This window comes from Aeromonas finlandensis (genome assembly GCF_000764645.1).
Lineage (GTDB): Bacteria > Pseudomonadota > Gammaproteobacteria > Enterobacterales > Aeromonadaceae > Aeromonas > Aeromonas finlandensis.
Genome location: NZ_JRGK01000032.1, coordinates 35,989 through 61,508, shown reverse-complemented (window position 1 = coordinate 61,508; position 25,520 = coordinate 35,989). Strand labels below are relative to the sequence as shown.

Here is a 25,520-nt window from a genome sequence, read left to right as displayed (position 1 = left end):
GAGGTTTTATGAAATTTGGCATCAAATCCGTTGCGGCTGCCCTGCTGGCTGGTCTGGTTCTGGCCGGTTGCGGTCAAAAAGAAGAGAGCAAGGTTCTGAAAGTGGGCGCCATCGCGGGCCCGGAGACCGAACTGGTTGAAGTGGCAGCCAAGGTAGCCAAAGAGAAATACGGTCTGGACGTTCAGATCGTCAACTTCTCCGACTACGTCACCCCGAACGTGGCGCTGAACGATGGCAGCATTGACGTCAACGCCTTCCAGCACAAACCCTATCTGGATGCGCAAGTGCGAGATCGCGGCTTCAAATTGGTGCCGGTTGGCAACACCTTCGTCTACCCGATCGCAGGTTACTCCAAGAAGATCAAGGCCCTCTCCGAGCTGAAGGATGGTGCCCAGATCGCGGTACCGAACGATCCGACCAACCTGGGTCGCTCCCTGATCCTGCTGGCCAAACAGGGTCTGATCACCCTGAAGGATGGCGCAGGTCTGGAAGCGACCGTGCTGGATATCGCCAGCAACCCGCGTAACTTCAAGATTGTCGAGCTGGAAGCAGCCCAGCTGCCCCGTTCGCTGGAAGATGTGGATCTCTCCATCATCAACAACACCTTCGCCGGTCAGATTGGTCTGACCCCGACCGAAAACGGCCTGTTTGTTGAAGACAAAGAGTCCCCCTACGTCAACCTGATCGTGGCTCGCGACAACAACAAGGATGACGAGAAGGTCAAACAGTTCGTCCAGTCCTATCAGACCGAAGAGGTCTACAAAAAGGGTCTGGAACTGTTCAAAGGCGGTCTGGTGAAAGGTTGGTAATTGCTCACTCGACAAAAAAGGCCACGCAATGCGTGGCCTTTTTTATTGTCGCCGTTATCATATTGGCGAGCACGGCAACACGAACATACTCATAACATGAAAAAATGGTATCTGGCCTACTGCAAGCCAAAAGAAGAGGCCCGCGCCCGCGCCCACCTCGATGCCCAGGGTATCGAATCCTATTACCCCATGGTGGAGATCGAGAAGCTGCGTCGGGGCAAGCGGGTTCCGGTCCGGGAACCCATGTTTCCCAACTACCTGTTTATCTTTGTCGATCTGGAACAGGTAACGCCGGTCACCCTGAAATCAACCCGCGGCATCAGCCGGATCATCCACTTTGGCAGTGAATGGACCCCGATCTGCAGCAAGCTGGTCTATCAATTGATGAGTCGCGATGACAGTGATGAGGCGCGCGCCAGCTACGCCAGCCTGCCCAGCTCAGGTGACAAGGTACTGATTGAAGAGGGGCCGCTGGCCGGCTTCGAAGCCATCTATATGGAACCGGATGGGGAAAAACGGGCCATTTTGCTGGTGAGCCTGCTCAATCGGGAGACCACCAGCAGCTTTGACAACCACGCTTTCAGACGTCTGGACTAAGCCGACCGAGCCAGACGACTCGATGAATGGTAATGGCGGGATGATCCCGCCATCTCACGCGTCGAGATCGAAGCGAGCGATCACTGCCGTCAGCTTGCCGGTATCCCCGGCCAACCTGGCGACTATCTCCTCCCCCTGCTGACTGCGCAGACAGGATTGCCGACTGAGCTCGGCAATATCATCGACCGTCCCCGCGACTTCGGCGGCCACCCGTGACTGCTGCTCGGTTGCCACCGAAATGGCCTCCAGCTGGCCCGACAGCGACTGCACCAGCTGATTCATAGCGCTCAGGGTATCCGTCACCAGCCCCACTGCATCCCGCCCCTGCTCCACCAGCCGGGTGCCGCCGCTGACCGTGCTCACCGTCTGGCGGGTCTGCTGAGAGATGGCCGCAATGGTCTGGCTGATCTCGGCAGTCGATTGATGGGTTCGTGTCGCCAGCTGGCGCACCTCATCGGCCACCACCGCAAAACCGCGCCCCTGCTCGCCCGCCCGCGCCGCCTCTATCGCGGCATTGAGAGCCAATAGATTGGTCTGCTCGGCAATGGTGGCGATCACCTCGGTGATCTGCCCGACCTGTTCGCTCTGATGCTCCAGCAGCCCCATGGCTTCGTTGGCCTGGCCAATCATGGCGGCAATCTGCTGCATGGTGTCGGTCATCCGCGCCAGCGCGGCCTCCCCCTGCCGGGTTTGCTGTTGCACCTGATGGGCCCCATCAGCCGCCCCGGCGATGTTGCCAGCCACATCCCGGGCGCTGACCGACATCTGATCGATAGCCGCCGCCACTGCATCGACCCGCTGATCCTGTACCGTGAGATCGGCCACGATCGCCCGCGTGGTACTTCCCACATCGAGGCAGGCTACCTCAACCTGCCCCACGGCCCCCTGCAGCTCCCCCACCAGCTGACGCAGCTGGGTAGACATCCGGTTGATGGAGCCGGTCAGTCCCCCCAGCTCATCCTGTCCCGTGATCGGCAGGGGCTGAGCCGCCAATCGGCCATCCGCAACCTGCCCCGCCCGGGTCACCAGACTGGCAATGTCGCGGGTCAGACGCCGACTAAAGAGCCATGCGACCACCATGCCGAGCACAATGGCACTGCCGGTGGCCATGAGCAGGGTGCGATTGATGGCAATCCCCGCCTGAGTCATTCGGACTGAAATCCCGGCTACTGCGGCCCGCGTCTCTTCCACCTGTTTGACCAACTGCGCATACAAGGTGGCCTGCATGGGTTCAATCTCGGTGGCCATCAGATAGTTGGCCTGATCCCAATCCGGCGCCTGCCGCTTGCTGATCACCTGTCCCACCAGTTCGGAAAAAGGAGTCGCCATCTCTTCGAACAGCTGCCATAGGCTACGCTGGGTCTCGGTAAAGAGCGCCGCTTGCTGCTTCAGCTCGGCAACCCGCTGCTGGTGAAACTGGTAGTAATCCTGATATTTGCTGCGGTACTCGGGATCGCCGGAGATGAGAAAATCCCGCAGGGCAGAGAGAGCATTGGCGAGGCTGTTATAGGCATCCCCCACCTGCTTGAGCAGCATGCGACGATCACCGGAGAGCTGATCCTGCGGGGTCGCCACCTCCTCATTGGCAAAAGATTGCAGCTGGTCGAGCGCCGCCTCCGCCAGCGGTCCCGCCTCCTGCAACATCAGAGCGTGAGCGGGCAGATTCTCTTCGCTCTGGGCGATGGTCCACACCTTCTCCTGATGGCTTTTGAAGGTCTCGAGAGACTTGGCGAGCGCCGGGCTGAAGGTCTGATGGGCAATGGCCTGCCAGGCCGATTCCCACTCCTGCTTGAGGCGGGAAGCCTGGGCTGGATCCTTGCCGAGGATCAGGTAGCCACGCAGCGCAGAGACTGTTGCCACCAAGGCCTTCTGGCTCGCCTCATCCCGCTGCAAGGCGGGCAGCGCCTGTTCCAGCAACGTGTGCTGGGCCTGATTGATCTGGGTTAGCCGGTAATAGACCAACGTTGAAGAGAGCACGATCAGCAGGTTGATAAAACCGAAGCTGAGCAGCAACTTGCTTGAGATTTTCATGAACATCCTTGTTCAGCGTGACTGATTTGACCCAAAGATTCAGATAGATATCAGTGTAGGCAATCGCTGCTGCCAAGTCCGGTGCCAATCTTGCAATTCACTACGCGGCATCGGTCGGGCAGAGAAAAAGCCCTGGCAAACATCGCAGCCGAGCGTTGCCAGCAATTGCCAGGTTGCGGCATCTTCCACCCCCTCCGCCACCGATTTGAGCCCCAGTTTGCGGGCCAGCTCGATGCTGGATTCGATGATGGCCAAGCATGACGGGTCGGCATGGCAGCGATCGACAAAGGAGCGATCCAGTTTCAGCTCGGTGAACGGCAACAATGCCAGCTGCTGCATCGAGGAGTAACCGGTGCCGAAGTCATCAATGGAAAGGCCAAAGCCATGCATCCGCAACCGGGTCAGCACCTCCAGCAGCGCCCCGATATCCCGGATAAAGACACTCTCGGTCACCTCCAGGGTGATCAGCTCAGGATCAACGCTCCAGTGCTGGCACTGGTCAATCAGGGTCTTGCACACCCCTCCTTCACTCAGTGAGGTGGGGCACATATTCATCGACAGATTGATCGACAACCCGGTCGCAGCCCAAAGATGGCAATCCTCGAGTGACTTGCCAATGATGATATCGGTCAACGGATCGATGAGGCCGTTCTCCTCTGCAAGCGGGATAAAGATCCCCGGGGAGATCAGCCCGTATGCCGGATGCTGCCAGCGGGCCAAGGCCTCCATGCCCACCCATTGACCCGTGGCAAAACTCACCTTGGGCTGATACCAGGGCAAAATCTCACCTCGTTCAATGCCAGATTTCAGCGCATCCAGATCGATGGGATACCCCTTCTCTTGGCGCACGGGTGTCGCCGCGGGGGACCAGGCTGCGATCAGTGCGCCCAGCTGCGCCGGGAGGGAGGGTTTTTCAATCCGTCCAAGCACTTGCAAACCATAGGCCTCGCTCATTCGCAGCACGGCCTCCACCACATCATCACCCAGGGCACTGGAGAGGATGATGCCACCACGAAAACCTGCCAGCGAGAGGCGACGCAACAAGCCCATCCCATCCATACCGGGCATCCGCAGATCACAACAGAGGATATCTACGGTATGACTCTGACACAGCGCCAGCGCCTCGACGCCATCCCTGGCCTCCAGCAACTGGTGATAACCAAGCCCCCGGAGCTGATGTAACAGCGCCTTGCGCTGAAAGGCGTGATCCTCCACCACCATGATGACAACTTTATGCTCACGCTTGTTCATTCAGCCATAACCCTGTCTCGTATGTAACCTGATTGATCAACAAATCAACCTCCTGTCCCAGCACGGCGAGCACATCCAGTTGCTTGAACCGGGCGGCGTTTTCCAGCTGTTCGGCCTGTTCGGCCAGCGCGCACTCGCCGACCATTCTGGCGGCCCCTTTGATGCGGTGGGCGATCTCCAGCACCGCGGCCTCATCGCAGGCAGCCAGTGCCGCCATCAGTTCCTCGCGATCCTGTCGGTTGGATGCCAGATATTCGCAGGCCATATCCCTGGCATCCGCCTCCTCCCCGAACAGGGCGATCCAGCGGGCCGCCAGTGCCGGGGCGGCAGGGTTCTGAACCTGCTCAGGCTCCGCCACTTCGCGGGCTGGCAGCCACTGCACCAGCGTCTGACGCAGCGCATCCAGCAGATAGGGTTTGATCAGCATGCCGTTCATGCCGACGGCGGCCATACGGGCCGACGCCTCCTCCGAGGTATCGGCCGTCACGCCGATAATGGGGGTGTTATCCCCGTTGGCCCGCAAGGCTTTGGTCAGGGTATAGCCATCCATGACCGGCATGTGGCAATCGGTGAGCAGCAGCGAAAACGGCTGTTCCTGCCAGAGCTGCAACGCCTGCTCGCCATCTTCGACCACCACGCAATCGACCCCGAGGATCCCCAGCTGACGCACCAGCAGAGCCCGATTGACCGGGTGATCATCCGCCACCAGCACCCGGCCGCTCAATGTATCCGAGCTCGTTACCATAACCGGGCTCATCACCCCGCACAGCAGCTCACGACTGCTTTCCAGCAACAAATCCGGATAGAGCGGGGATTGCCCCAACCGCCACCAACGCTCAGGGCCAAGGCGTGTTCTCAACACCTCGTTTGGGGAGAGCACGACCCCCTTCAGACCGGGCTTTTGCACCATGGCCAGCCAGTCTGGCCCCAGGGCGCGCGCCAGCCACACCTCATCAGCCAATAACAAACCGCTCACCCCATGGCTCAGCCGAATGGCATCAATGGGCTGCAACCTGGCACCAAGACGTGCCATCGTGGCTTGCAGCAAGGGATCATCGCCGAAATACCACCACTCGCTCCCGGCCAGTGCTGGCGTATCCGATTGGGGGTTGGCAAGAGGAATGGTGAAGCAGAACCGAGCCCCTTCCCCGGCACGACTCTTGACGGTCAAGGTGCCGCCCATCTTGCGTACCAGTTGAGCGCAAATGGCCAGCCCCAGCCCGGTGCCGCCATAGCGGCGATTGATATCAGATTCCAACTGCTCAAAGGGGGTAAACAACAAGGCCTGCTTCTCTTCGGCAATGCCGATCCCGGAGTCTGCAACCGTGACGACCAGCTGCTGATCGACATAACCGACCTCGATGGTGACCACTCCGCGCTCGGTAAATTTGACCGCATTGTTCAACAGGTTGGAGACCACCTGCGCCACCCTGACGGCATCGATATCCGCACGATCAGGCACATTGCTCGCCCAGCGGATCTCCACTTTCAACCCCTTGCCGTGCGCCTGGGTGGCGTGACCGCGGATCGCATCGCCAATCACCGACTGCAGTGGGCTCGACTGGTAATCCAGATGGAGTTGTCCGGCCTCTATTTTGGAGAAATCGAGAATATCGTTGACCAGATAGAGCAGGTTGTTGGTCGAGGTCACGACGTTGCGCAGCAGATAACGCTGATCGTCGTCCACGTCGCTCATCCGCAGCAGCTCCAGCATGCCGTGCATCCCCGAAATCGGGGTGCGCAGCTCATGGCTCATGGTCGCCAGAAAACGGCTGCGAGCCCGCATGGCCTGTTCGGCATTGGCGCGCGCCTCACGCAGCTCGTGCTCTTGCAGCTTGAGGGCGGTGATATCCTGTACCATGCCGTTGAGCAGCAAGGTATCCGGCCCTTGCGCCACAAAACTGCCGCGGACCTGCATATAGCGATCGCCCTCATTATGGGGAACCTTGACCTCCCAATCGATCGGGGTCAGGGTCGGCGCATTGGCGGCGACCCGACAAGTAAACTCCTGCAAAGCCTCTTCGCTGACACCAAACAGCTCCCGTTCGGATTGGGTCGACAACAGTGCCTGAGAAGGGACACCCAGCGTCTCCCCCGCCCCTTGCGAGACATAGAGAAACCGCCCGTGGCCGGAACGGTGCCATTGATACTGATACACCACCCCCGGCATGCTGTCGGTCATGTCCCGCAGCATGGCTTCCACTTCGCGCACCTTGTTTTCAGCCGCTTTCAGGGCACTGACATCGGTCAGCACGGTCAATACCCCCTGGATCTCCCCATCAGGGCCCCGGTAGGGCAACTTGACGTAAACCACATGGAACTGGGAGTCATCGATCCGCCGGGTAAACCCCGCCCCTTCATACATGGTGCCGGTTGCCCAGACCGAGAGCTCTTCACACAGCATCTGCTCCCGCTCGCCCGGCTGCATGTAACTCCAGCCATCCCCGCCGGATTCCGCCCCGATAAAGGCCTCCCGGTATGCCTTGTTGCAGAGGGTCAGGTTCTGCTGGCGATCCCGCAGCGCCACCATGCTCGGCAAGGAGTCGAGCAGCGTCTGGACAAAGGCCAGCTGCTCGTTGAGCCGTTTTTGCACCACCCGACGCTGCACAATCTGCCGCTGCAAGGTGCGGTTCCAGAGCCAGAAGAGGATAAAAAACAGCACGGCGACCGAACAACCCACCACAAACCAGAGCACCACGGTGCGGGTGTTCAATCCGGTTTGCAGACTCATCGATAACCAGCGATCTTCCAGTTTTTTAATTTCACTGTGGGGAATGGCGTAGAGCACCCGCGTCAGGATCTGCTGCAGCATGGGATCATCGGGTGATACCGCCATGGCACCCGGCAGGCGTAAATTTTTGCCGGAATAGACCACCTGATAGCGCTCTTCAAATCCCCGCCCCATTGCCGCGGGCAGGGTCGTCATGGTCAGCAGCACATAGTCCGCCTTCCCGCTATCCAACAGACCCAGCAAGCGACCATCATCGCTCACCTCGACCGGCACGGCATCAAGGGATACCAACAGTTCCCGATCAACCGAGCCATCGACAATGCCCACTCGCCTGCCCCGCAACAACGCCATATCCGGCAGCATGGCACTGCGCTTGGAGCCAACAATCACCCGATCGACAAACATGTAATTGGGGGTGTAAAGCGCAAACGCGGCCCGATCATTGGTAGGGGCAATCACCGGAATAAAATCAATCTGCCGTGTTTTCAGCAAATTCTGGGTCTCTCGCCACGATTCGGTGCGCACCAGCGAGAACTCCAGCCCGGAGTAACGATGCAGCAAGGCAACCATATCGGGCACGAAGCCCACCAGCCGCCCCCGGTAATCAAACTCGCTCATTGAAAACCAGTGGGGAGAGATGCCGTATCGCAACACCGGATGCTGGCGCAACCACGCCAGCTCTTCAGGAGTGAACTTGACGGTGGTGATCTCCCCTAACGGGGAAGAGTTGGCCCCATGTGCCGTCTCGAGGATCAATCGCAGATCCGTCACGGGAAGCACCTGGAATACCTTGTTGATCAAGCTGATGAGCGCTGAATTATCCCTATTCACACTGATCGACAAAGAGGCGACGGGAGCCCACTCAGGCGTGATAGTCGTGAATCCGGCATTGGGATGCTGAGCCAGCTCCGACAACAGGGAGGGCATATCAGCCAGATAGGCATCTGCCAGCTGCTGCTTGAGCATAAAGGCAGCTTCACTGCGGCGATCCACCACAATGACTTGCGACAACCCCAATGCCTTTAACTGGTCACAAGAGTCTGCCCCGATCACGCAAACCCATCTCATTTTATGAGCGTCATCCAGAGAGAGATTGACACGGCTGCTATTGAGCAGCACTCCGCGCGGAATGGCGAACGGGAAGGCAGTAGTGACAATCTGGCTCTGCCACTCTTCTCCGGGGGGGAAGTTAATCACCACATGGATTTCACCATCACGCAGCGCCGCCAGCGCCTGCTCATAAGAGGTGAACTCCTTGTAGTGCAGCGTCACCCCCAGGGTTCTGGCAATCTGCAAGGCAAGTTCCGGCACCGGGCCGTTGAAGCCTTGCACTGAATCCTTGTAGCTATAAGGGGGAGACCCCATCATCGGCATGCCGATAACCAGATCGCGATTGGCCGAGAGCCACTCTCGTTCGGCCCCTTCGAACGACTCTGTATTAATCCTTGCTTCAGATTCCCCCAGACCCAGCACACCCAATAGCAGTAAAAGCATAAACGGTAATAAACGGCAACTGCGGCTCATTTGCTGGTCCCAAAGAAAAAGTCGGCCGCAGATAATAGAGATTTTCGCAAAATTCGCGAATGGATATTCGCGCCATAACTTAACCACAGCTTAATCAAATAAAAATGGCAGACCGGGGTCTGCCATCAATGCAAAGAAAGGGGCCATACAGGCCCCTTTCATCAGGTTATTCGATTCCCGAGGCGGAAGCCGGTTTGATACTCCCGCTCGCGAACGAGGGCGATTTGACCCTGATATCCTTCCAGCCCGATATCCCTGAGCAGGGCGGGCGACAAATTGACCTGCACGAGACGACGCTCGACCCGGGCAATCCTTCTCTGGACCAGGGATTCAACACTGCGCAGTAAAACCAGTTCGATAGACATGACATTCTCCAGTTGAACATGCGGTTCTCCCGGAGAAAGTGGATATCACCCTGCGGGACGAACCGCGGGTGATAAAAAGACAGGGGTTACCTGTTTACGCCACGCGGTAAAAGAGCACGAGATTTCACGCCGCACGCAGTGCCGCGAGAAAATGCAATATTGAGCATCAGATGTTGCATATTCGTCTCCTTACCGGATGAAAGTTGAACAGATTGCAGAAGTCTAAAAAATATCCGAATTTAAAACAAGCCTCTTGCGACTCCTTTTTAAACGTTTTTACGGCATTTTATGCTGCCTGAAAGGCAGCCCCGGAGCATCAGATCCCCGAAAGCAGCCGGTACTCCTCCAGCACATAGGTATCGGTCATGCCGCTGACGTAATCGAGCAGCAGCCGCACCCGGTAATACCACTCCTGCTCGTTGTGGCAGGCAAAGCGTGGATCCGGGGTGGCGATCGCCAGTCGGTAGGCCTTGATATGGCGGGCCGAGAGACGGTGATAGAGCCGCCGGGCAAAAAAGAGCGACACCCCCCCTTCGCCAGCCAACAGACGGACAAACTGCTCTGCCGGCATCGCCAGCAGGCAGGAGTAAGTGGAGAGCACTCCGCGCAGTGCCGCATACCCTTCCAGCTCGAGGGCCTCTACTTCGGGCCGCATAAAGACCAGCTCGCGGGCCACCCCCTTGAGGATATCGAGCACCCGCGCCGCTGGCGCCTGACCGTGCAGCAGCGCTTGCGGGTAGGAGCCCTGCAAAATGGCCTGATGTTCGCTGACATAGCTCTGCGCCGCCAGCGCCACCAAATCCCGGGTCAGCTGTTGGCGAAAATGGGGGAAGAAACCCCAGCTGGAACGCTGCGCATCGCCGAGCAGGGTCGCCATATAGTCGCTGCCGTCGGCACTGCAGAGGGCCGCCAGCAGCTCGTTCAGGGTGAGAATGCGCCGGTCTACCGCATCCTCCAGATCGGCGATGCAGTAGGAGATATCATCCGCCGCCTCCATGATGTAGGCGAGCGGATGACGACAGCCGGGGGCCAGCCCCAGACTCTGGCCGAGGGCGCGGTAGAGGGGCTGTTCGCTGAAGAAGATGCCACGCTTGCTGCTCCAGCCGTGATGCTGGCCATAGCTGACCCCCGGTTGGGGTTGCTGCGGGTATTTGCACAGCGCCCCCAGTTGCCCGAGGGTCAGGTTGAGTTCGTGCAGACTGTGCACCAGCCGCAGGCTCTGGGCGTTGCCATCAAACAGCTGCAGATCCTGACGCAGCTCCGGCCACTGGGCCGAGGGGGGCTGTGCCAGCGCCTGCTGATAGAGAGGATCGAGCATTTCGCCGAGCCACTGGCTCATCACCTGCTCGCCGAAATGGCCAAATGGCGGGTTGCCCACGTCATGAAGCAGGCAAGACATCTCCACCAGATTGATAAAGGCCCCTTCGCACACGATTCCGGTCGGCAAGGCAGCCAGAATACGGCGGCTGATCTGGCGGCCGGTCTCCTGCACCTCCAGCGAGTGGGTGAGGCGACTGCGCACCGAGGCCTTCACATCAAGCGGAAAGACCTGGGTCTTCTGCTGCAGGCGACGCACCGGCGCCGCCTGCACGATACGGGCGCGATCCTGCTCGGTCGCCTCCAGCAGATCCTCATCCCCCCAAGGGTGGATGCGCGCGGGGGTAATCAAACAGCTATACATCTTGCAGCTCCTTGCCAGCGACTTCCATCAGACTCAAGACAACCTCCAGCCTCAAGACAACAACCAGCGCCGTAGACGGGCGATATCACCGGGATATTCGCGGCGCAGCGTCTCAATCCAGTCTTCCACGTTTTCCCACCAGGCGGGGTGATCCGGGCTCTGGATCAGCTGGGCTGTCTGCTGCAGACGGCGCAGACCGATGGAGCCCGCCGCCCCTTTTATCTTGTGCGCCTCCTCCACCACCCCCGCCTGATCCCGGGCGATCATGTTGGAGTCGAGCACCGCCATGTAGTCAGGCATCATCTTCTCGAACAGATCGACGCTGGAGAGCAGCACCGGCTTGCCCACGGTATCGGCGTAATCGGTGAGGAAAGGCAGGTCCAGCAGCGCATCCTGATTGCCCGCATCCGCCTGCTCATCCGCCTCATCCTCGGCCAGATCGGCAAACAGGTGACCAATCACCTCCCGCACCGCTTTGGAGCCGAGCGGCTTGTTGATCACATCCTGCATGCCGTGATCCCGGTAATATTGACGATCGCCGGTGGAGTTGGCGGTGAGTGCCACCATGGGCGGCAAGCTGTCGCCGTAACGCTCCAGCAGGGTTTTCGCCACATCGAAGCCGGTCATGTCCGGCAGCTGGATATCGAGCAAAATGAGGTCAAAATCATCCGGGTTGGCCATCGCCAGCGCCTGGGTGCCGTCCCGTGCCACCTGCACCTGATGACCCAGCTTGTTGAGCAGGGCGCAGGCCACCGTCACGTTGAGCTCCACATCCTCCACCAGCAGGATATCGAGGGAGGGCATCTCCTCCTCCTGCTCGGGCAGCACAGGCTCGGCGCAAGCCACCTCCAATTCGGCGGTGAAGCAGGAGCCTTCGCCCGGATCGCTGTCCACATAGAGCTGACCTCCCATCGCCTGCACCAGCTGACGGGAGACCGCGAGGCCAATGCCGGTGCCGGTGGCGTGCTTCTGGCCCTGCACCTGATAGTACATGGCGAAGATCTTCTCCTGCTGGGCGCGCGGAATGCCGACGCCGGTATCCTCCACCTCGAAGTGCAGCGCCAGCTTGCCCGGCTCGTCGGCGGGATGGGAGAGGCAGCGCACGGTGACGCCCCCCTCATCGGTAAACTTGACCGCGTTGCCCACCAGGTTCCACAGCACCTGACGCAAGCGGGTGCCGTCGGCCATCACGAATTGCGGCATGTCACCATCCCGATCGAAATTGAGGTAGAGCCCCTTCTGCTCCGCCTGAATGCGCGACAGGGTCTCCAGCTCGTCGAGGAAGGCGGGCAGGTCGATGCGGGTCGGCGCAATTTCGAGACGGCGCCGGTCGAGTTTGTCCAGGTCGATAATGTCGTTGAAGATATTGCCAAGGGTCACCGCACTCAGATGGATGGTCTTGAGCTGCTGATGCTGCTTGGGATCGAGGGGGGTATCCATCAGCATCCGGCTCAAGCCCACGATGCCGTTGAGCGGAGTGCGCAGCTCGTGGCTGATGGTGGAGATGAAGGTGGTCTTGTCGCGGCTCGCCTTCTCCAGCTTGTCCTGATACTGCTTGCGCTCGGTGATGTCGCGGCCAAAGCCGAGCAGACCGAGCCGCTTGCCGAAGCGGTCGAAGAAGGGGACCTTGCGCAGCTCGAAGTAGGCCTTGCGACCATCGGGATACTCCAGCCACTGCTCGTAGGTGAGCGGCTCGTTGCTGCTGAAGACTTGCCTGTCAGTCTCCACAATCTTGTTGGCAATCTCCTGCTTGTAGACATCGAACGGGGTCAGACCGATCAGCTCGCGCTCCACCTTGCCGGTCAGCTCTTCCATGGCGCGGTTGCAGCCGGAGAACTGCTCATCTTCATTGCGGTAGTAGACCAGATCCGGGGAGCAGTCGATAAAGGAGCGCAGCAGGGCGGTACGTTCCCCCAGATGGAGCTGGGCCTTTTCGCGCTGGAACACCTCGTTCTCCAGATCCTCGATGGCCTGCAGACGCAGGCTCTCTGACCGGTTGGTCTCGGCAATCTGGGCGTTGAGGCGGCTGATGTTCTCCTGCAGTTGGGTATTGAGCTCCAGATCCCGCTCGCGCATATCTTGCAGCTTGCGCACCATCCGGCTCAGCCGCTGGCGAGAGTCTTCCAGCTGATCCACCACGATGGAGAGAAAATAGACGGCCCAGGGGGTCACCAGCAGGCCGAAGAAGACCGAGCGAACGAAGTCGATCACATCGATATTGCCGCGCAGGAACAGGGTCACCCCCATCTGGATGGCGACCGCCAGCACTATGATGCCCGCCGCCAGGAACATACTGAATCGCACCAGTCCCAGCTTGGTCATCAGGTCGACATAATATTGCGCCCAGGATTTAATCTGTTTCATCTTATTGTTTTCCCCCGATATTCGCGGTACAGAATACCAGCACAACTGAGTGAACTCTTCTTAATCTCATACAATTGCGTCACGATTCTGTGAACTGATTGGCGAATATCAGTTGCGTTGCACCCACAGCCCACTACCCGATACAGATTGTTCAGGAGCCCACACCCGATGCGTTATATCCCTCTGCTTGGCCTTGGCCTGCTGGTTGCCAACAGTGCTCATGCCGATTTGGGGAGCATCCCCAAAGAGTCAGGCTGGTCCGGTTTTCTGCTGGGCGGCATCAATGTCGTCAACTACGAATCCAACTTCTACAGCGGTGACGATGACCACAGCACCCTCTCCAGTCTGGGCAGTCCAGAGAGCAGCGCCGCCGTCACCCCGCTCATCAATGCCGATATTCGCTACACCTTTGCCGATACCCGCACCCAAATTTTCCTCGGCAACCTGATCCAGGATGCCATTCGCTTCGACTTCACCCAGCAGCTGGGGCTGCGGCAGGAGCTGGGGGACAAGGGGATTGTCGGTGGCTCGCTGGTGTTCAGCGCCATGCCAACCGAGCAGTGGAGCGATCCGTTTGCCGTGGGGGCTGCCCGCAGCTCGACCGATATCAACTCGACCGGCGTGCGGGCAAGCTGGGACAATATCTGGGGCAGCAACTTCAACGGCAGCCTGACCACCCGCAATATCGATGTGGATGAAGAGCGCAGCGGCCAACAGTACGATGCCATCCACCACACCAGCTACGCCTCGACCCTCGATCGCAATGGCAAGATCCACGCCCTCGAACTCTCCTATCAGTGGCGTTTTGCTCCCGGCCAACAGCTGGAGCCTGCACTGATCTATCGCGATGCGGATCTCGATGGCAGCGCCCAGCGCTACAAGCAGAGCGGCATGCAGCTGACTTATGCCAAGCGAGGCGCCCAGTGGTCGTTTGTCAGCAACCTCTACCTCGGCCAGAGCAGCTATGACGAGGCCAACCCCCTCTTTGGCCAGTACGCCGATGCCGACGAGTTTGCAGCGAACGCCATCTTCTTCTGGCACAACCTGTTTGGCGTCAGCGCCCTCTCGGCCACCGCCAGTGCGGCGTATGCCAAATCCAGCTCGGATATCAGTTTCTACGACTCACAAGCCACCCGCTTCAGCACCGGCCTGCTCTACAACTTCTAGTCCGGAGTCAACAGGAAAAGCACAAGGCCACCCGAGGGTGGCCTTGCTGCTCTCTGGCTTGCGTCTCAAATCCCGAGGGAATCGAGCAGATCGTCGTGATCGTTGGCGACCGGGGCCGCAGCCTGAACCGGCTTGGCGGCATTCTGCTTGGCTTGGGCGATCAAGGCATCAGGATCCAGCTCCTCCTCGTCCATTCCCTCACTGTGGATGCGAATGAACTCGGTTTTGTCCATCGCCAGCTCGAGATAGAAGATGTTGTTGCGGGCGGTAAAGAAGGTGACCCGGCGGGACTCCGGCCTGTCGAGATTGGTATCGACGCTCAGCATCACCTGCTTGTTGAGGGCCAGCATCTTCGGCTGGTTCTGGGTGATGTGGGTTTGCAAATCGCGGCCCACCTTGACGGTGAAGCTGCCGACGATCTGGTTCATCAGCTCGCCCATCACGTTGCTCACCTCGTCAGAGGTGTGGGAGATAGCGAGATCCTCCTTGGAGAGTCCCATGCTGAGCATGTAGCTCTCGTACAGCTCCATGGCGGCAGCAGCGGAGAAGTTGATCACCACCAGACCGGAAAAACCGCCATCAAACAGCACGAAACAGCCGATATCGGGCTTGAGGCAGGTCTTGCTGATCCGCTGCACCATGCCGGAAAAGCGCACCTGACTCATGGTCGCGGCACTCAAGACGTCCGTCACCGAGTTGCACAGACTGAGCAGCACATCCTCTGTGGTCAATACGGCATCGTCATCGGATCTTGTCACTATCATGGGACCTTCCTGAACATAGAAAATGGGCTTATCTATACCATAACTCTAACAGATGACACGGCCCGGAGACTGAAATAGCGACGAGACTCTCAGTTGACCCCGTTATCAGCAGCCTCCGGGGTGAAACCACTGAGCTTGGCGAGCCGGGCACGCCATGTATCGGCCTGCTGGGCCAGAACGTGAGCGTCATAAGGCACGGCCGGATGAGCTCCCCAGATGGGGCCGGGCCAGGCGCGATCCGTCGCAAAGCGGGCGACATGGTGAAGATGGAGTTGCGGCACCAGATTGCCCAGCGCCCCGATGTTGATCTTGTCCGGGCTGAGGGCCTGCTCCATCAGGGTGGCGACGGCGCAGGACTCCTGCATCAGCTGTTGCTGCTGCTCCGGCGCCAGATGGTGAATTTCCCGCAGGTTAGCCACTCGCGGCACCAGAATGAGCCAGGGGTACTGGCTATCTTTGGCTAGCAAGACGCGGCAGAGGGGCAGATCCCCGAGTAGCCGGGTATCTGCCTGCAGGCGTGAATGCAATTCAAACATGAAAACCTCGTTGAGTACGATGAACAGAGCGCCTGAAAAAGGAGTGCCCACGTTACTGCAACGGACGAAAAACTTAAAGCTGCGGCACGGCCCAACTGATAAAGCGCTTGCGAAGGGCCGGATCGGCCTTGAGGAACAGCTGCTGCAACTGCCCTTCCAGCTCGCTGGCTGCCAGTGGTTGAGCCCCACTGGCGACCGTGGCCGCTGGCTGGGCAGCAACGGCGACGGCCGTCAGCGCCGCCTTGCCACCGCTGCGGTTGTATTCCGCCAGTTTGCCGTTCCAGTCCACCCCCAGCAGGATGCCGCTGGTCACCAGCGCATCCTGCTGGATGGCAAGCGCCCGACCACTCTCCTGCAACCCTACCACCGGGGCCTTGGCATACGCCTGCATCCCCCGCTCGTCTCCCGGCACGCTGGCCGTCAGCTGCACATGCTGATTGCTGCCCTGATAGCGCACCACCTGCGGCTCGGAGCGTACCTGCCGGTCATTCTCGCTGCTGCTGCGACTGGGGATAATCCCTTCGAAGCGCACCAGCAGTTGCTGCTCGCCATCTGCCAGGGTGGCATGCTGCTCATCCTGCAAAATGCCGTTGCTCACCGCGAGGATGCGAAAATTATCCGGCACCTTCACTTCCACCACGGCCTGCGCACTGCCCGCCCACAACGCTGCACAGAGCAGCACAAACCCGGTCAACCCTCTATTGCTCTTCATTCCCGCTGATCTTCCTGATGCCGATGATGGGCGCAGGGTAGCAGCCGAAGATGACAGAAAAATAACGCTGCTCAGAGCAGGTAGCGGGGCCGCTCGGCAAACCACTGGGCCAGCACCTGCTTGAACAGCCGGATCTTGCGCGGCACTCGCCGCTGCTGAGCGTGCAGCACATGGAGCTGATGCAGGCCGCTCTGCCACTCGTCGAGCATGGTCACCAGCGCCCCCGCCGCCAGAGCAGACTCCACCAGCATCAGCGGGCACTTGGCATAGCCCATCCCGGCGCGAGCCAATTGCAGCACTGTGCTGTAGTGGTTGGCCCGCACCTTGCCCTGCACCAGAATGTGGGCCTCTTCCCCCTCACGGATGAAGTGCCACTGCTCCCAGGCCGGATTGTTCCCCTGCAACAGGCAGTTGCGCCCGCTCAGCTCGTAGGGGGTAGCCGGACGCCCCTCTCGCGCCACCAGCGCGGGGCTGGCCACCACCACATCCTTGAGCCGACCCAGCGGCAGGGCCACCAGATTGTCCGGCACCTCGTTCATGGCGCGCAAGGCGATGTCGTTCTCCCCCTGACTCATGTCGACCATCTGATTGGTGAAATTGAGTTCCACCTCAACCCCCGGGCAGAGCGCGGCAAAGCTGGCCAGCAGCTCGCTCACCATGCGATCGCCGGTGCTGACCGGGCAGGTGAAACAGAGGCGGCCGCCATCCTCTTCGGTCAGCGCCTGAATATCCTGCTCCGCCTGCCGTGCCAGCGCGAAGATCTCCCCCGCCTGCTGATAGAGGGTCTTGCCCGCCTCGGTCAGGCTGAGGCGACGGGTGGTGCGCTGCAGCAGTTGCGCATTGAGGGAGGACTCCAGCGCGCTGACGTGGCGGCTCAGCATCCCCTTGCTGACCCCCAGTGTATCGGCGGCGGCAGAGAAACTGCCTCGCAGCACCACTTCATAAAAGCTGGCCAGATGGGCGATATCCATCATTAGCTCCAATATGGAAACAATGGGTTTATTTTACGCGCTTTTTCGCACTTTCTGTTGCGCTAGAATCAACACATCCCAACCAGGAGTGATGCAGATGAAAATTGTGATTGTGGGTGCCTCCGGCACCGTCGGCTCCGCAGTCAGTGAACTGCTTGCCAAAGATCATCAGGTGATCCGGGTCGGCCACAGCCGTGGTGATGCTACGGTCGACATGCGCGATCCCGCCTCCATCAAGGCGCTGTTTGCCCAAGTGGGCCAGTTCGATGCGCTGGTGGTGGCCAGCGGCAGCGTGGCCTTCAACGGCCTGACCGAGATGACCGACGAGCAGTGGCAGGTGGGGCTGGAGAGCAAGCTGATGGGCCAGATCAACCTGACCCGCGCCGCCATCCCCTATCTGACTGACAAGGGCTCCATCACCCTGATCAGCGGCATCCTGAGCGAGGAGCCCATCAACTGGGGGGTGAGCGCCAGCACCGTCAACGGCGCCATCGATCACTTTGTGAAAGCCGCCGCCTGCGAACTGCCCAGGGGCCTTCGCATCAACGTGGTGAGCCCCACCGTGCTGGAGGAGTCGATGGACAAATACGCCGACTTCTTCCCGGGCTTCGTGCCGGTGCCCGCCGCCAAGGTGGCGCTGGCTTACAAGAAGTCGGTGCTGGGTATCCAGACCGGTCAGGTGTTCAAGGTCAACGGCTGATCGCCATCCTCTCGTCGCCAGACCAGCAATAAAAACGGGCCCCGCAGTGGGGCCCGTCTGTTTCTTTGCCTATCTCCTTCGCCACCGGCAAACGTTTGTTTTTCGATGACAAAAAAGAGGGTAACCCTTAGTCGATCAGACCGTACTGATCGCGCAGCACCTCGATGATCTCCTGCTTGGGATTGGCAGAGCGCACCAGCTTGTGGCCGATGATCTTTTCGGCGATCCCGACGTAGGTGTTGGAGATATCCATCATCACTTCGGTCGGCAGCTTGTTGTCGCGGGCCAGGGCGAAACGTTCCGACATGCGGTTCTTGTTGAGCAGGATGTCCGGATCCGGGAAGTGGTTAAGCAGCCACTGACGGAAACCCTCTTTGGACTTCTCGACAATCTGACCGTCGCGCAGGGCGGCGCCATCCCAGATACGGGAGCTGTCGGGGGTACCCACTTCGTCCATGTAGATGAGCTTCTCGTTACCCGCGGCATCGTGGACGTAACCAAACTCGAACTTGGTATCGACGAAGATCTGATCCAGCCCGGCCAGCGCGTCGCTGATAACGTTGAAGCCCTCTTTGAGCAGCACTTCGTAGCGGTCGATATCGGCCGGCTTGCTGAAGTTAAAGCCTTTATAGTGGCGCTCGATATCGGCACGGGAGACGTTGACGTCATCGGCTTCCGGCACGCCATCCAGCCCTTTCAGCACGCCCTTGGTGGAGGGGGTGATGAGGATCTGTGGCAGCTTCTGATCTTTTTTGAGCCCTTCCGGCAGGGTGATGCCGCAGAACTCGCGCTCGCCATCCTTGTAGGCACGCCACATGGAGCCGGTGATGTATTGGCGGGCAATCGCCTCGATCATCACCGGACGGGCTTTTTGCACGATCCAGACGAAGGGGTGCGGAATATCCAGAATGTGGCTGTCAGCCAGTCCCTTCTCCTTGAACAGCTTGAACCAGTGGCTGGAGATGGCGTTGAGCGCCGCCCCTTTGCCCGGTACGCCGTTCAGGCCATCCACACCTTGCCAGATGCAATCGAAGGCCGAGATGCGATCGCTGATCACCATGAGGGCAAGGGGCGCATCGGCCGGCACATCATAGCCTTTCTCTTTTATGAGCCGGGCACTGTCTTCGGGGGTCAACCAGTAGACGCTGCGCACTTTGCCGGAATGGACAGGTTTATCGGTACGGATCGGCAAATCGTCATTCACCGCCAATACTTGATCTGCAAGACTCATGGCTAATAACACTTCCTGTTTGTGGGGGGTAAACATCGCGAGTCCCTCACCTGCGCGCTCTGTTTGCAACGGGCTGGCAAGGGGGCTCGCATCATCGAAAACCGGTCACAATCCCCCGCGTTTTCAGGGGGATTCAGATAACAAAACAGGGGCACAAGGCCCCTGTATTTATTCTGCTTTTGCTGCTGCCTGATCGGCCAGCCCCTTGGCGAATGCCTCGGACAGGCTGATATACATCTGGGAGATAACCCCGGACGATACCGGCTTCTTGTCCTTGTCGAACAGGGTGATGGAGGTCTTGCCTCCCGCCATTTCGCCAAGCTGGAAGCGGAATTTCTCCTCCTCCAGTTTGAACGGCTCGCTCCCTTTCGCCTTCCAGAACTCGGCGCCCGGCTCTTCGTACTCGACATCGATCCAGCCCAGTGACTGCTGGGTATCCTTGATGATGAAGCCGTAGGCTGGCAGCACCTGATTGAGACGACGCCACACCTGATCAAAGGAGCCTTCGGCAATCCAGGCGCTCAGCTCGTTGTTGTCCAGACCCAGCTGCAGGCCCATGCCATCGTTGGACTTGTGCTGCTCGCGGGCTTTCAGCTGGCTGTCGTAATAGAGAGAGAACTGGTTCAGCACCCGGGCGGCATAACGCTGGGCATCGGCAGGGGTCAGCTTGTTGCTGGTCTCGCCGTCGATGGTCTCTTCGTGATCCAGCACCCGTACCGACATGTTGACGGCATGACGAGCCTCGTCGTTACGCACGGTAAACTGGTAACGCTGACGGATTTTGAAATCGTCGTCATCTTCACCCCAGCCATCGAGGGCAACCGTGTTGTCAAACCAGCCGGTCTGCAATACGCCATCCTGCTGATCCAGCTTCTCGGTAGTGACCTTGTATTTGGCCAGGAAGTTCATCAGGAACGACCAGGTATCGCGCTCCACGCTCTGACTGGTGCTCAAGGCATAGAAGGCGACGGTCGGTTCACTGGCATTTGTCACCACCTGGCTGCCTGGTACCACGGTCAGCAGTTGGGCGGGCGGACGCACATCGATGTTGGCGCCGAGGGCACCTTCACGGCTGCGCTCGGGAAGCGGCGGGATATCGTACTGGCTGTTGAACTCGGGGGCGCTCAATCCTGCGGGGATCAAGAACGCACGGCCCTCGAGGCGGGCATCTTCATATTCGAAGTCCCGGTTGGCCATCTTGCGATCCTGGGGGGTGCTGCAACCGGCCAATACGGCAACAGTCGCAACGCTCAGCACCAGACGGGCTCTATTTCCCTTTCCATTAGATTTAAACACTCGCCATCAACTCCGCTGTGGTCAGTGCTCGCGCCATCAGCTGTTCGCCCTCGGGGGTGAGGTCAACCAGCGGCAGGCGCAAGGTGGCTGTTGCAATCAACCCCAGTTGGGCACAGGCCCATTTCACCGGGGTGGGGCTCGGTTCGCAGAACAGAGTCTTGTGCAACGGCATCAAAAGATTGTTGATGTCATGCGCCTGCCCGGCATCACCGGCCAGCGCAGCACGACACATGTCGGCCATCTGGGCCGCTGCAATATTGGTGGTGACAGAAATCACGCCATCGCCACCTTGCAGCATAAAATCACAACCAGTGGCATCGTCGCCACTGTAGAGAGCAAACTCCGGCCCGCACAGCTCGCGCAGCAGCGGGGTGCGGTTCAAATCGCCGGTTGCCTCTTTCAAACCGATAATGCCGGGAACCTTGGCCAGACGAGCGACAGTCTCCGGTTTGAGATCGCAGCAGGTGCGACCGGGGACATTATAAAGAATTTGGGGCAGACCACTAGCCTCGGCGATCGCACAATAGTGGCGATAGAGGCCCTCTTGGGTGGGTTTGTTGTAGTAGGGTGTCACCGAGAGGCCCGCCACCACGCCGGTTTTGGCCAGTCGCTTGGTCAATTCAATGGCATGGGCGGTATTGTTGGAGCCACAACCGGCGATGACGGGAATGCGTCCGGCGGCATACTCAACGGTCTTTTCAACGACGGCGATATGTTCCTGCTCGCTCAGGGTCACCGATTCCCCTGTGGTTCCCACCGCAACAATAGCGCTGGTCCCGGCGCTGACATGATAGTCGACCAAGCTGGCCAGACTGGCCCAATCGACTTCACCTGAAGCCAGCATGGGGGTAACGAGCGCAACAATACTACCGCGTAACATGGACTTTTCTCCCGATTTTCAGGGGCGTAATGGTAAAGCTGACCCCTTTGAAAAACAAGGGAGAGAGGGGGCAGGTCGTGATACCATCCGACACAAAAAGTGATAAATGAAAGCTCGGGCAGCGCACCAGGGATTGGTCAACAGAGCCAGCGGCTTGGCAGAGCACTGCGGCTTTCACAACAAAATAAGGACGAGAGAAGATTTATGACTCACTACCTGGTCGTAACGGCCATCGGCACGGACAGGCCTGGCATCGTCAATGAAGTGACCCGTCACGTCAGTGGCTGTGGTTGCAACATTGTGGACAGCCGCCTTGGCATCTTCGGCAATGAATTTACCTTTATCATGCTGCTCTCGGGCGACTGGAACAGCATGATGCAACTCGAAATTAGCCTGCCCCTGCGTAGCCAGGAGTGGGATCTCATCACCATGATGAAACGCACCGAACGCCACCAGTCCCTGCAGTATGACGTCCGCGCCAGTGCCGACCTGTTGATCCGCGACGAGCCCGGCATCGTAAGCCAGTGCACCCAGTTCTTCAGCGAACATGGCTGGAACATCCAGGCGATGCAATCCATGACCCTGGAGCAGCAGCCGTTCAACCTGCTGAAGATCAGTTTTCAACTCAATCTGGCCAGAGAGGGTGAAGTGGAGGGTTCGCAAACCGCCTTCGCCGATTTCTGTCGTCAACTGGGTGCCGAATCGTTCGAGTTTATCGTCAATCGCAAACACGCCTGAAGGCGTTTTACCCGAGGAGACCCCATGCAACCACTACAAGCTGGCAGCCCCGCCCCCGATTTCTCCCTGCCCGATCAGAATGGCAATCAGGTCAGCCTCGCTGGCCTGCGCGGCAAGAAGGTGCTGGTCTATTTCTATCCCAAGGCGATGACCCCGGGCTGTACCACCCAGGCCTGCAGCCTGCGCGATGTGAACGCCGAGCTGGCCGCCCTCAATGTGGTGGTACTTGGCATCAGCCCGGACCCGGCCAAACGACTGAAAAAGTTCGAAGAGCGGGACCAGCTCAACTTCACCCTGCTGGCCGATGAAGACCACGCCGTCGCCGATGCCTTTGGCGTCTGGGGCCCGAAAAAATTCATGGGCAAGGAGTATGACGGCATTCACCGTCAGAGCTTCCTCATCGATGAAGAGGGCAAGATTGCCCACCACTTCGACAAGTTCAAAACCAGCGATCACCATCAGGTGGTACTGGATTTCCTCAAGGGATAACCCTCCCCTGCGTCATTGAAAGGCCTGCCACGCAGGCCTTTTTTGTCTGGCAAGCCGCCCCTTGCCAGCGGATTTTTCTCACCAACTCCCCCGCCCAGATCAAAAAATTCATTTTATATATGGGTTAACGTGACCCCAGAATCATCTTCCAGCGAGATATCCCATGAACATGAGCAACACTGAGCGTTTGATCCTGAGCAACCAGTACGAAATTCTGGCGAAACTCAATCCGGAGAAAGCGGACGTCTACCAGCGCGCCAGCACCATCATCGAGCGCGGCTACTGCCTGCAGATCCTCGAGCTGGAGAAGAGCTTCGGCCATCTGGATTTGGCGACTTGCCAGGAGGTGATCGATACCCTGGAGCTGCACCACGCACTGGCCATCTCATGGGGCAATCTCGATGCGGCCGATCAGGGCGAGATCAACGCCAGCCGGCTGGAGTTCAACGGCTACAGCCGCAGTCAGGAGCGTGAACTGGCCGACTACGTCTGCTTCCTGCTGGAGGTGGACAAGCGCTTCCCCGAGCTCAAATGCCCGTGCGACGAGCTCTCCAGCGACATCGCCATGCGCGACAAGTACCAGCGGATGCTGCAGGTGTGGCGTCAGTGCCCCCGTCAGTACAAGCTCTCCATCCAGGAGATCCGCAAGGTACTGGCGGCCTGATCCGCACACCGACCGCAACAAAAAAGGCGCCACTGGCGCCTTTTTGCATCTGAATCGGGTTATTCGTAGAGAAAGGATTTATCGAGCTGCTGGAAAGCAGCCTTGAGGGTATCGGCCAGCTCTTCATAGCGGGGTTGTGACACCAGCTGACGACGACCACCCTGCTCGTTCATCTTGCCGTTGATCTCCCGATACCAGCTCGCCAGCGAAGGGGGCAAACGGGTGTCGGCCCGCTGACCGAGCCAGTAGTAACCCTGCAGCGGTAAACTGAGCAGAAACAGCACGGAAGTGATGACGGAGGGCCAGTAGTGCAGCTCGCCAAACTGGAACTGCAGCATTACGCTCAGCACCGCCAGCGCGGGGATCACCTTGAGAGCAAACTCGGTTGCCTTGATCACCCGATTTTCAGGAAACATCGAATTGAGCTCGGGACGGCGCGGCCAAAGCGTCATATAATGGCGGCCTTGCTGTAACTTAGTTCCAAAAATGTTCATGCTCATACTACCTCCGAGCGCTTTTTGAACGTACCAACGGCAAAACCTCGACAAAATTTGATGCAAAGTAACAAAGGTTGAGGATGACTTTGTTATTTTTCAACAATCGGGTTATCCTTTGTACGCCCATTTTTGCGTCAAAAGCTTCTTGCTATTGACCTGTCAGGGACGTCTGGATTTCGGGTCTTGTATCACTATACAAGGGGCAAGCAACAGATTGCCAACCCTCATAAGGATAAGTTGAAAGTTTTTGGACGCACCGCGTCCAACGCATCCGCCTACACAACCCAATCTGCGATAGGATTTATTCATGAGTAAGCTGGTTCTTGTTCTTAACTGTGGCAGCTCTTCCCTGAAGTTTGCTGTCATTGACGCAACCACCGGTGATGACCTGCTGTCCGGCCTGGCCGAGTGCTTCAACCTCGACGACGCCCGCATCAAGTGGAAACTGAATGGCGAGAAAGGCAGTGCCGATCTGGGCGCGGGTGCCGCTCACCAGGAAGCGCTGGACTTCATCGTCAACAAGATCCTGCCGCTCAATCCGGAACTGTCCAAAAACCTGATCGCCATCGGTCACCGTGTTGTTCACGGTGGCGAGCGCTTCACCTCTTCCGTAGTCATCTGCGAAGACGTGATTGCCGGCATCGAAGCCGCTGTTCCGTACGCCCCGCTGCACAACCCGGCTCACCTGATCGGTATCCGTGAAGCGCGCCGCATATTCCCGGCTCTGGCTGACAAGAACGTGGCTGTATTCGATACCGCGTTCCACCAGTCCATGCCGGAAGAAGCTTTCCTGTACGCCCTGCCGTACAAGCTCTACAAAGAGAACGGCATCCGTCGCTACGGCGCTCACGGCACCAGCCACTACTACATCAGCCTGGAAGCTGCCAAGCAGCTGAACAAGCCGGTTGAAGAGCTGAACATCATCAACTGCCACCTGGGCAACGGCGGTTCCGTCTGCGCCATCAAGAACGGCAAGTCTGTTGATACCTCCATGGGTCTGACCCCGCTGGAAGGCCTGGTCATGGGTACCCGCTCCGGCGATCTGGACCCGGCCATCATCTTCTTCCTGCACGACAAGCTGGGCATGAGCGTTGCCGATATCAACACCATGCTGACCAAAGAGTCCGGCCTGCAGGGTCTGACCGAAGTCACCTCCGACTGCCGTTTCGTTGAAGACAACTACGACAGCAAAGAAGAAGCCAAGCGTGCCATGGACGTTTACTGCTACCGCCTGGCCAAGTACATCGGTGCCTACGCCGCCGCCATGGATGGTCGTCTGGACGCCGTCGTCTTCACCGGTGGTATCGGTGAAAACTCCGCACCTATCCGTGAAATCACCCTGAACAAGCTGGGTCTGCTGGGCTTTGACGTTGATCACGACGCCAACCTGGCTGCCCGCTTCGGCAAGGGTGGCGAGATCACCAAGGCCGGCTCTACCAAAGCCCTGGTTATCCCGACCAATGAAGAGTGGGTTATCGCCCACGACGCGCTGGAACTGGTCGGCGCTTAATTGACGCAGTAA

The 25,520-nt window shown here is 59.0% G+C and carries 22 protein-coding genes; 8 read left to right on the top strand and 14 right to left on the bottom strand.

Annotated features, from left to right (window positions below):
* Nucleotides 1–8 precede the first annotated feature (8 nt).
* Together metQ and rfaH are read left to right on the top strand one after the other, a co-directional pair.
* Complete coding sequence (metQ, locus tag LD28_RS0104430; protein ID WP_033135806.1) at nucleotides 9–809, top strand: methionine ABC transporter substrate-binding lipoprotein MetQ; 801 nt, start codon at nucleotides 9–11, stop codon at nucleotides 807–809.
* A gap of 96 nt (nucleotides 810–905) precedes the next feature.
* Nucleotides 906–1,406, top strand: a complete 501-nt coding sequence (gene rfaH, locus LD28_RS0104425) for a transcription/translation regulatory transformer protein RfaH (protein ID WP_033135805.1) — start codon at nucleotides 906–908, stop codon at nucleotides 1,404–1,406.
* Nucleotides 1,407–1,460: 54 nt separating this feature from the next.
* Here the strand turns inward: rfaH and LD28_RS0104420 are convergent, their stop codons facing one another.
* The 6 genes from LD28_RS0104420 to arcB all read right to left on the bottom strand — a co-directional run bounded on the left by LD28_RS0104420 (nucleotide 1,461) and on the right by arcB (nucleotide 13,353).
* Complete coding sequence (locus LD28_RS0104420; RefSeq protein WP_033135804.1) at nucleotides 1,461–3,437, bottom strand: HAMP domain-containing methyl-accepting chemotaxis protein; 1,977 nt, start codon at nucleotides 3,435–3,437, stop codon at nucleotides 1,461–1,463.
* A 39-nt stretch (nucleotides 3,438–3,476) separates the two neighbouring features.
* Nucleotides 3,477–4,688, bottom strand: a complete 1,212-nt coding sequence (locus LD28_RS0104415; RefSeq protein ID WP_033135803.1) for an EAL domain-containing response regulator — start codon at nucleotides 4,686–4,688, stop codon at nucleotides 3,477–3,479.
* Complete coding sequence (locus tag LD28_RS0104410) at nucleotides 4,675–8,913, bottom strand: ATP-binding protein (RefSeq protein WP_241462261.1); 4,239 nt, start codon at nucleotides 8,911–8,913, stop codon at nucleotides 4,675–4,677. Before LD28_RS0104410 ends, LD28_RS0104415 begins: the two co-directional genes overlap by 14 nt.
* A 191-nt stretch (nucleotides 8,914–9,104) precedes the next feature.
* The gene (locus LD28_RS0104405) at nucleotides 9,105–9,308 is read right to left on the bottom strand and encodes a hypothetical protein (RefSeq protein ID WP_005349248.1); all 204 of its coding nucleotides are present in this window, start codon (nucleotides 9,306–9,308) and stop codon (nucleotides 9,105–9,107) included.
* A 316-nt stretch (nucleotides 9,309–9,624) separates the two neighbouring features.
* On the bottom strand, nucleotides 9,625–10,989 hold the full coding sequence (gene dgt, locus LD28_RS0104400) for a dGTPase (RefSeq protein WP_033135801.1): 1,365 nt from the start codon (nucleotides 10,987–10,989) through the stop codon (nucleotides 9,625–9,627).
* Between the two features lie 51 nt (nucleotides 10,990–11,040).
* Nucleotides 11,041–13,353 carry an aerobic respiration two-component sensor histidine kinase ArcB gene (gene arcB, locus LD28_RS0104395; protein WP_033135800.1) on the bottom strand — a complete coding sequence of 771 codons (2,313 nt, stop codon included), beginning with the start codon at nucleotides 13,351–13,353 and terminating at the stop codon, nucleotides 11,041–11,043.
* A gap of 168 nt (nucleotides 13,354–13,521) precedes the next feature.
* Between arcB and LD28_RS0104390 the strand changes: the two genes are divergently transcribed.
* Entirely contained in the window at nucleotides 13,522–14,520 is a 999-nt protein-coding gene (locus LD28_RS0104390) for a DUF2860 family protein (RefSeq protein ID WP_033135799.1), read from the top strand.
* Between the two features lie 65 nt (nucleotides 14,521–14,585).
* Here the strand turns inward: LD28_RS0104390 and LD28_RS0104385 are convergent, their stop codons facing one another.
* The 4 genes from LD28_RS0104385 to LD28_RS0104370 all read right to left on the bottom strand — a co-directional run bounded on the left by LD28_RS0104385 (nucleotide 14,586) and on the right by LD28_RS0104370 (nucleotide 17,503).
* Nucleotides 14,586–15,284 carry a DUF3334 family protein gene (locus tag LD28_RS0104385; RefSeq protein ID WP_033135798.1) on the bottom strand — a complete coding sequence of 233 codons (699 nt, stop codon included), beginning with the start codon at nucleotides 15,282–15,284 and terminating at the stop codon, nucleotides 14,586–14,588.
* An 89-nt stretch (nucleotides 15,285–15,373) separates the two neighbouring features.
* Nucleotides 15,374–15,820 (bottom strand): HIT domain-containing protein, encoded by a 447-nt coding sequence (locus LD28_RS0104380; protein WP_033135797.1) that lies wholly within the window; start codon nucleotides 15,818–15,820, stop codon nucleotides 15,374–15,376.
* Nucleotides 15,821–15,893: 73 nt separating this feature from the next.
* Nucleotides 15,894–16,532, bottom strand: a complete 639-nt coding sequence (locus LD28_RS0104375; protein ID WP_033135796.1) for a DUF2057 domain-containing protein — start codon at nucleotides 16,530–16,532, stop codon at nucleotides 15,894–15,896.
* A 71-nt stretch (nucleotides 16,533–16,603) separates the two neighbouring features.
* On the bottom strand, nucleotides 16,604–17,503 hold the full coding sequence (locus LD28_RS0104370) for a LysR family transcriptional regulator (protein ID WP_033135795.1): 900 nt from the start codon (nucleotides 17,501–17,503) through the stop codon (nucleotides 16,604–16,606).
* Between the two features lie 97 nt (nucleotides 17,504–17,600).
* On the opposite strand from LD28_RS0104370, the gene LD28_RS0104365 reads away from it, so the two are divergent.
* The gene (locus tag LD28_RS0104365; RefSeq protein ID WP_033135794.1) at nucleotides 17,601–18,203 is read left to right on the top strand and encodes a short chain dehydrogenase; all 603 of its coding nucleotides are present in this window, start codon (nucleotides 17,601–17,603) and stop codon (nucleotides 18,201–18,203) included.
* Nucleotides 18,204–18,330: 127 nt separating this feature from the next.
* Here the strand turns inward: LD28_RS0104365 and LD28_RS0104360 are convergent, their stop codons facing one another.
* The 3 genes from LD28_RS0104360 to dapA form a co-directional block, all read right to left on the bottom strand.
* Complete coding sequence (locus LD28_RS0104360) at nucleotides 18,331–19,434, bottom strand: phosphoribosylaminoimidazolesuccinocarboxamide synthase (protein WP_033135793.1); 1,104 nt, start codon at nucleotides 19,432–19,434, stop codon at nucleotides 18,331–18,333.
* Between the two features lie 168 nt (nucleotides 19,435–19,602).
* Nucleotides 19,603–20,730: an outer membrane protein assembly factor BamC gene (bamC, locus tag LD28_RS0104355; RefSeq protein WP_033135792.1), complete on the bottom strand. Its 1,128-nt coding sequence runs from the start codon at nucleotides 20,728–20,730 to the stop codon at nucleotides 19,603–19,605.
* Nucleotides 20,723–21,610 carry a 4-hydroxy-tetrahydrodipicolinate synthase gene (gene dapA, locus LD28_RS0104350; protein ID WP_033135791.1) on the bottom strand — a complete coding sequence of 296 codons (888 nt, stop codon included), beginning with the start codon at nucleotides 21,608–21,610 and terminating at the stop codon, nucleotides 20,723–20,725. Before dapA ends, bamC begins: the two co-directional genes overlap by 8 nt.
* Before the next feature lie 204 nt (nucleotides 21,611–21,814).
* Between dapA and LD28_RS0104345 the strand changes: the two genes are divergently transcribed.
* From LD28_RS0104345 to LD28_RS0104335, 3 genes are all read left to right on the top strand, one after another.
* A complete protein-coding gene (locus LD28_RS0104345) occupies nucleotides 21,815–22,348 on the top strand; it encodes a glycine cleavage system transcriptional repressor (RefSeq protein ID WP_033135790.1) in 534 nt (177 codons plus the stop codon).
* 24 nt (nucleotides 22,349–22,372) lie between these two features.
* Nucleotides 22,373–22,837: a thioredoxin-dependent thiol peroxidase gene (bcp, locus tag LD28_RS0104340; protein WP_005358255.1), complete on the top strand. Its 465-nt coding sequence runs from the start codon at nucleotides 22,373–22,375 to the stop codon at nucleotides 22,835–22,837.
* Between the two features lie 163 nt (nucleotides 22,838–23,000).
* Nucleotides 23,001–23,501: a YfbU family protein gene (locus LD28_RS0104335; protein WP_005341125.1), complete on the top strand. Its 501-nt coding sequence runs from the start codon at nucleotides 23,001–23,003 to the stop codon at nucleotides 23,499–23,501.
* Nucleotides 23,502–23,560: 59 nt separating this feature from the next.
* On the opposite strand, the gene yfbV is transcribed toward LD28_RS0104335, so the two are convergent.
* Nucleotides 23,561–24,001: a terminus macrodomain insulation protein YfbV gene (yfbV, locus tag LD28_RS0104330; protein WP_005339116.1), complete on the bottom strand. Its 441-nt coding sequence runs from the start codon at nucleotides 23,999–24,001 to the stop codon at nucleotides 23,561–23,563.
* Between the two features lie 304 nt (nucleotides 24,002–24,305).
* Between yfbV and LD28_RS0104325 the strand changes: the two genes are divergently transcribed.
* Nucleotides 24,306–25,508, top strand: a complete 1,203-nt coding sequence (locus LD28_RS0104325; RefSeq protein WP_033135789.1) for an acetate kinase — start codon at nucleotides 24,306–24,308, stop codon at nucleotides 25,506–25,508.
* Nucleotides 25,509–25,520: the final 12 nt, after the last annotated feature.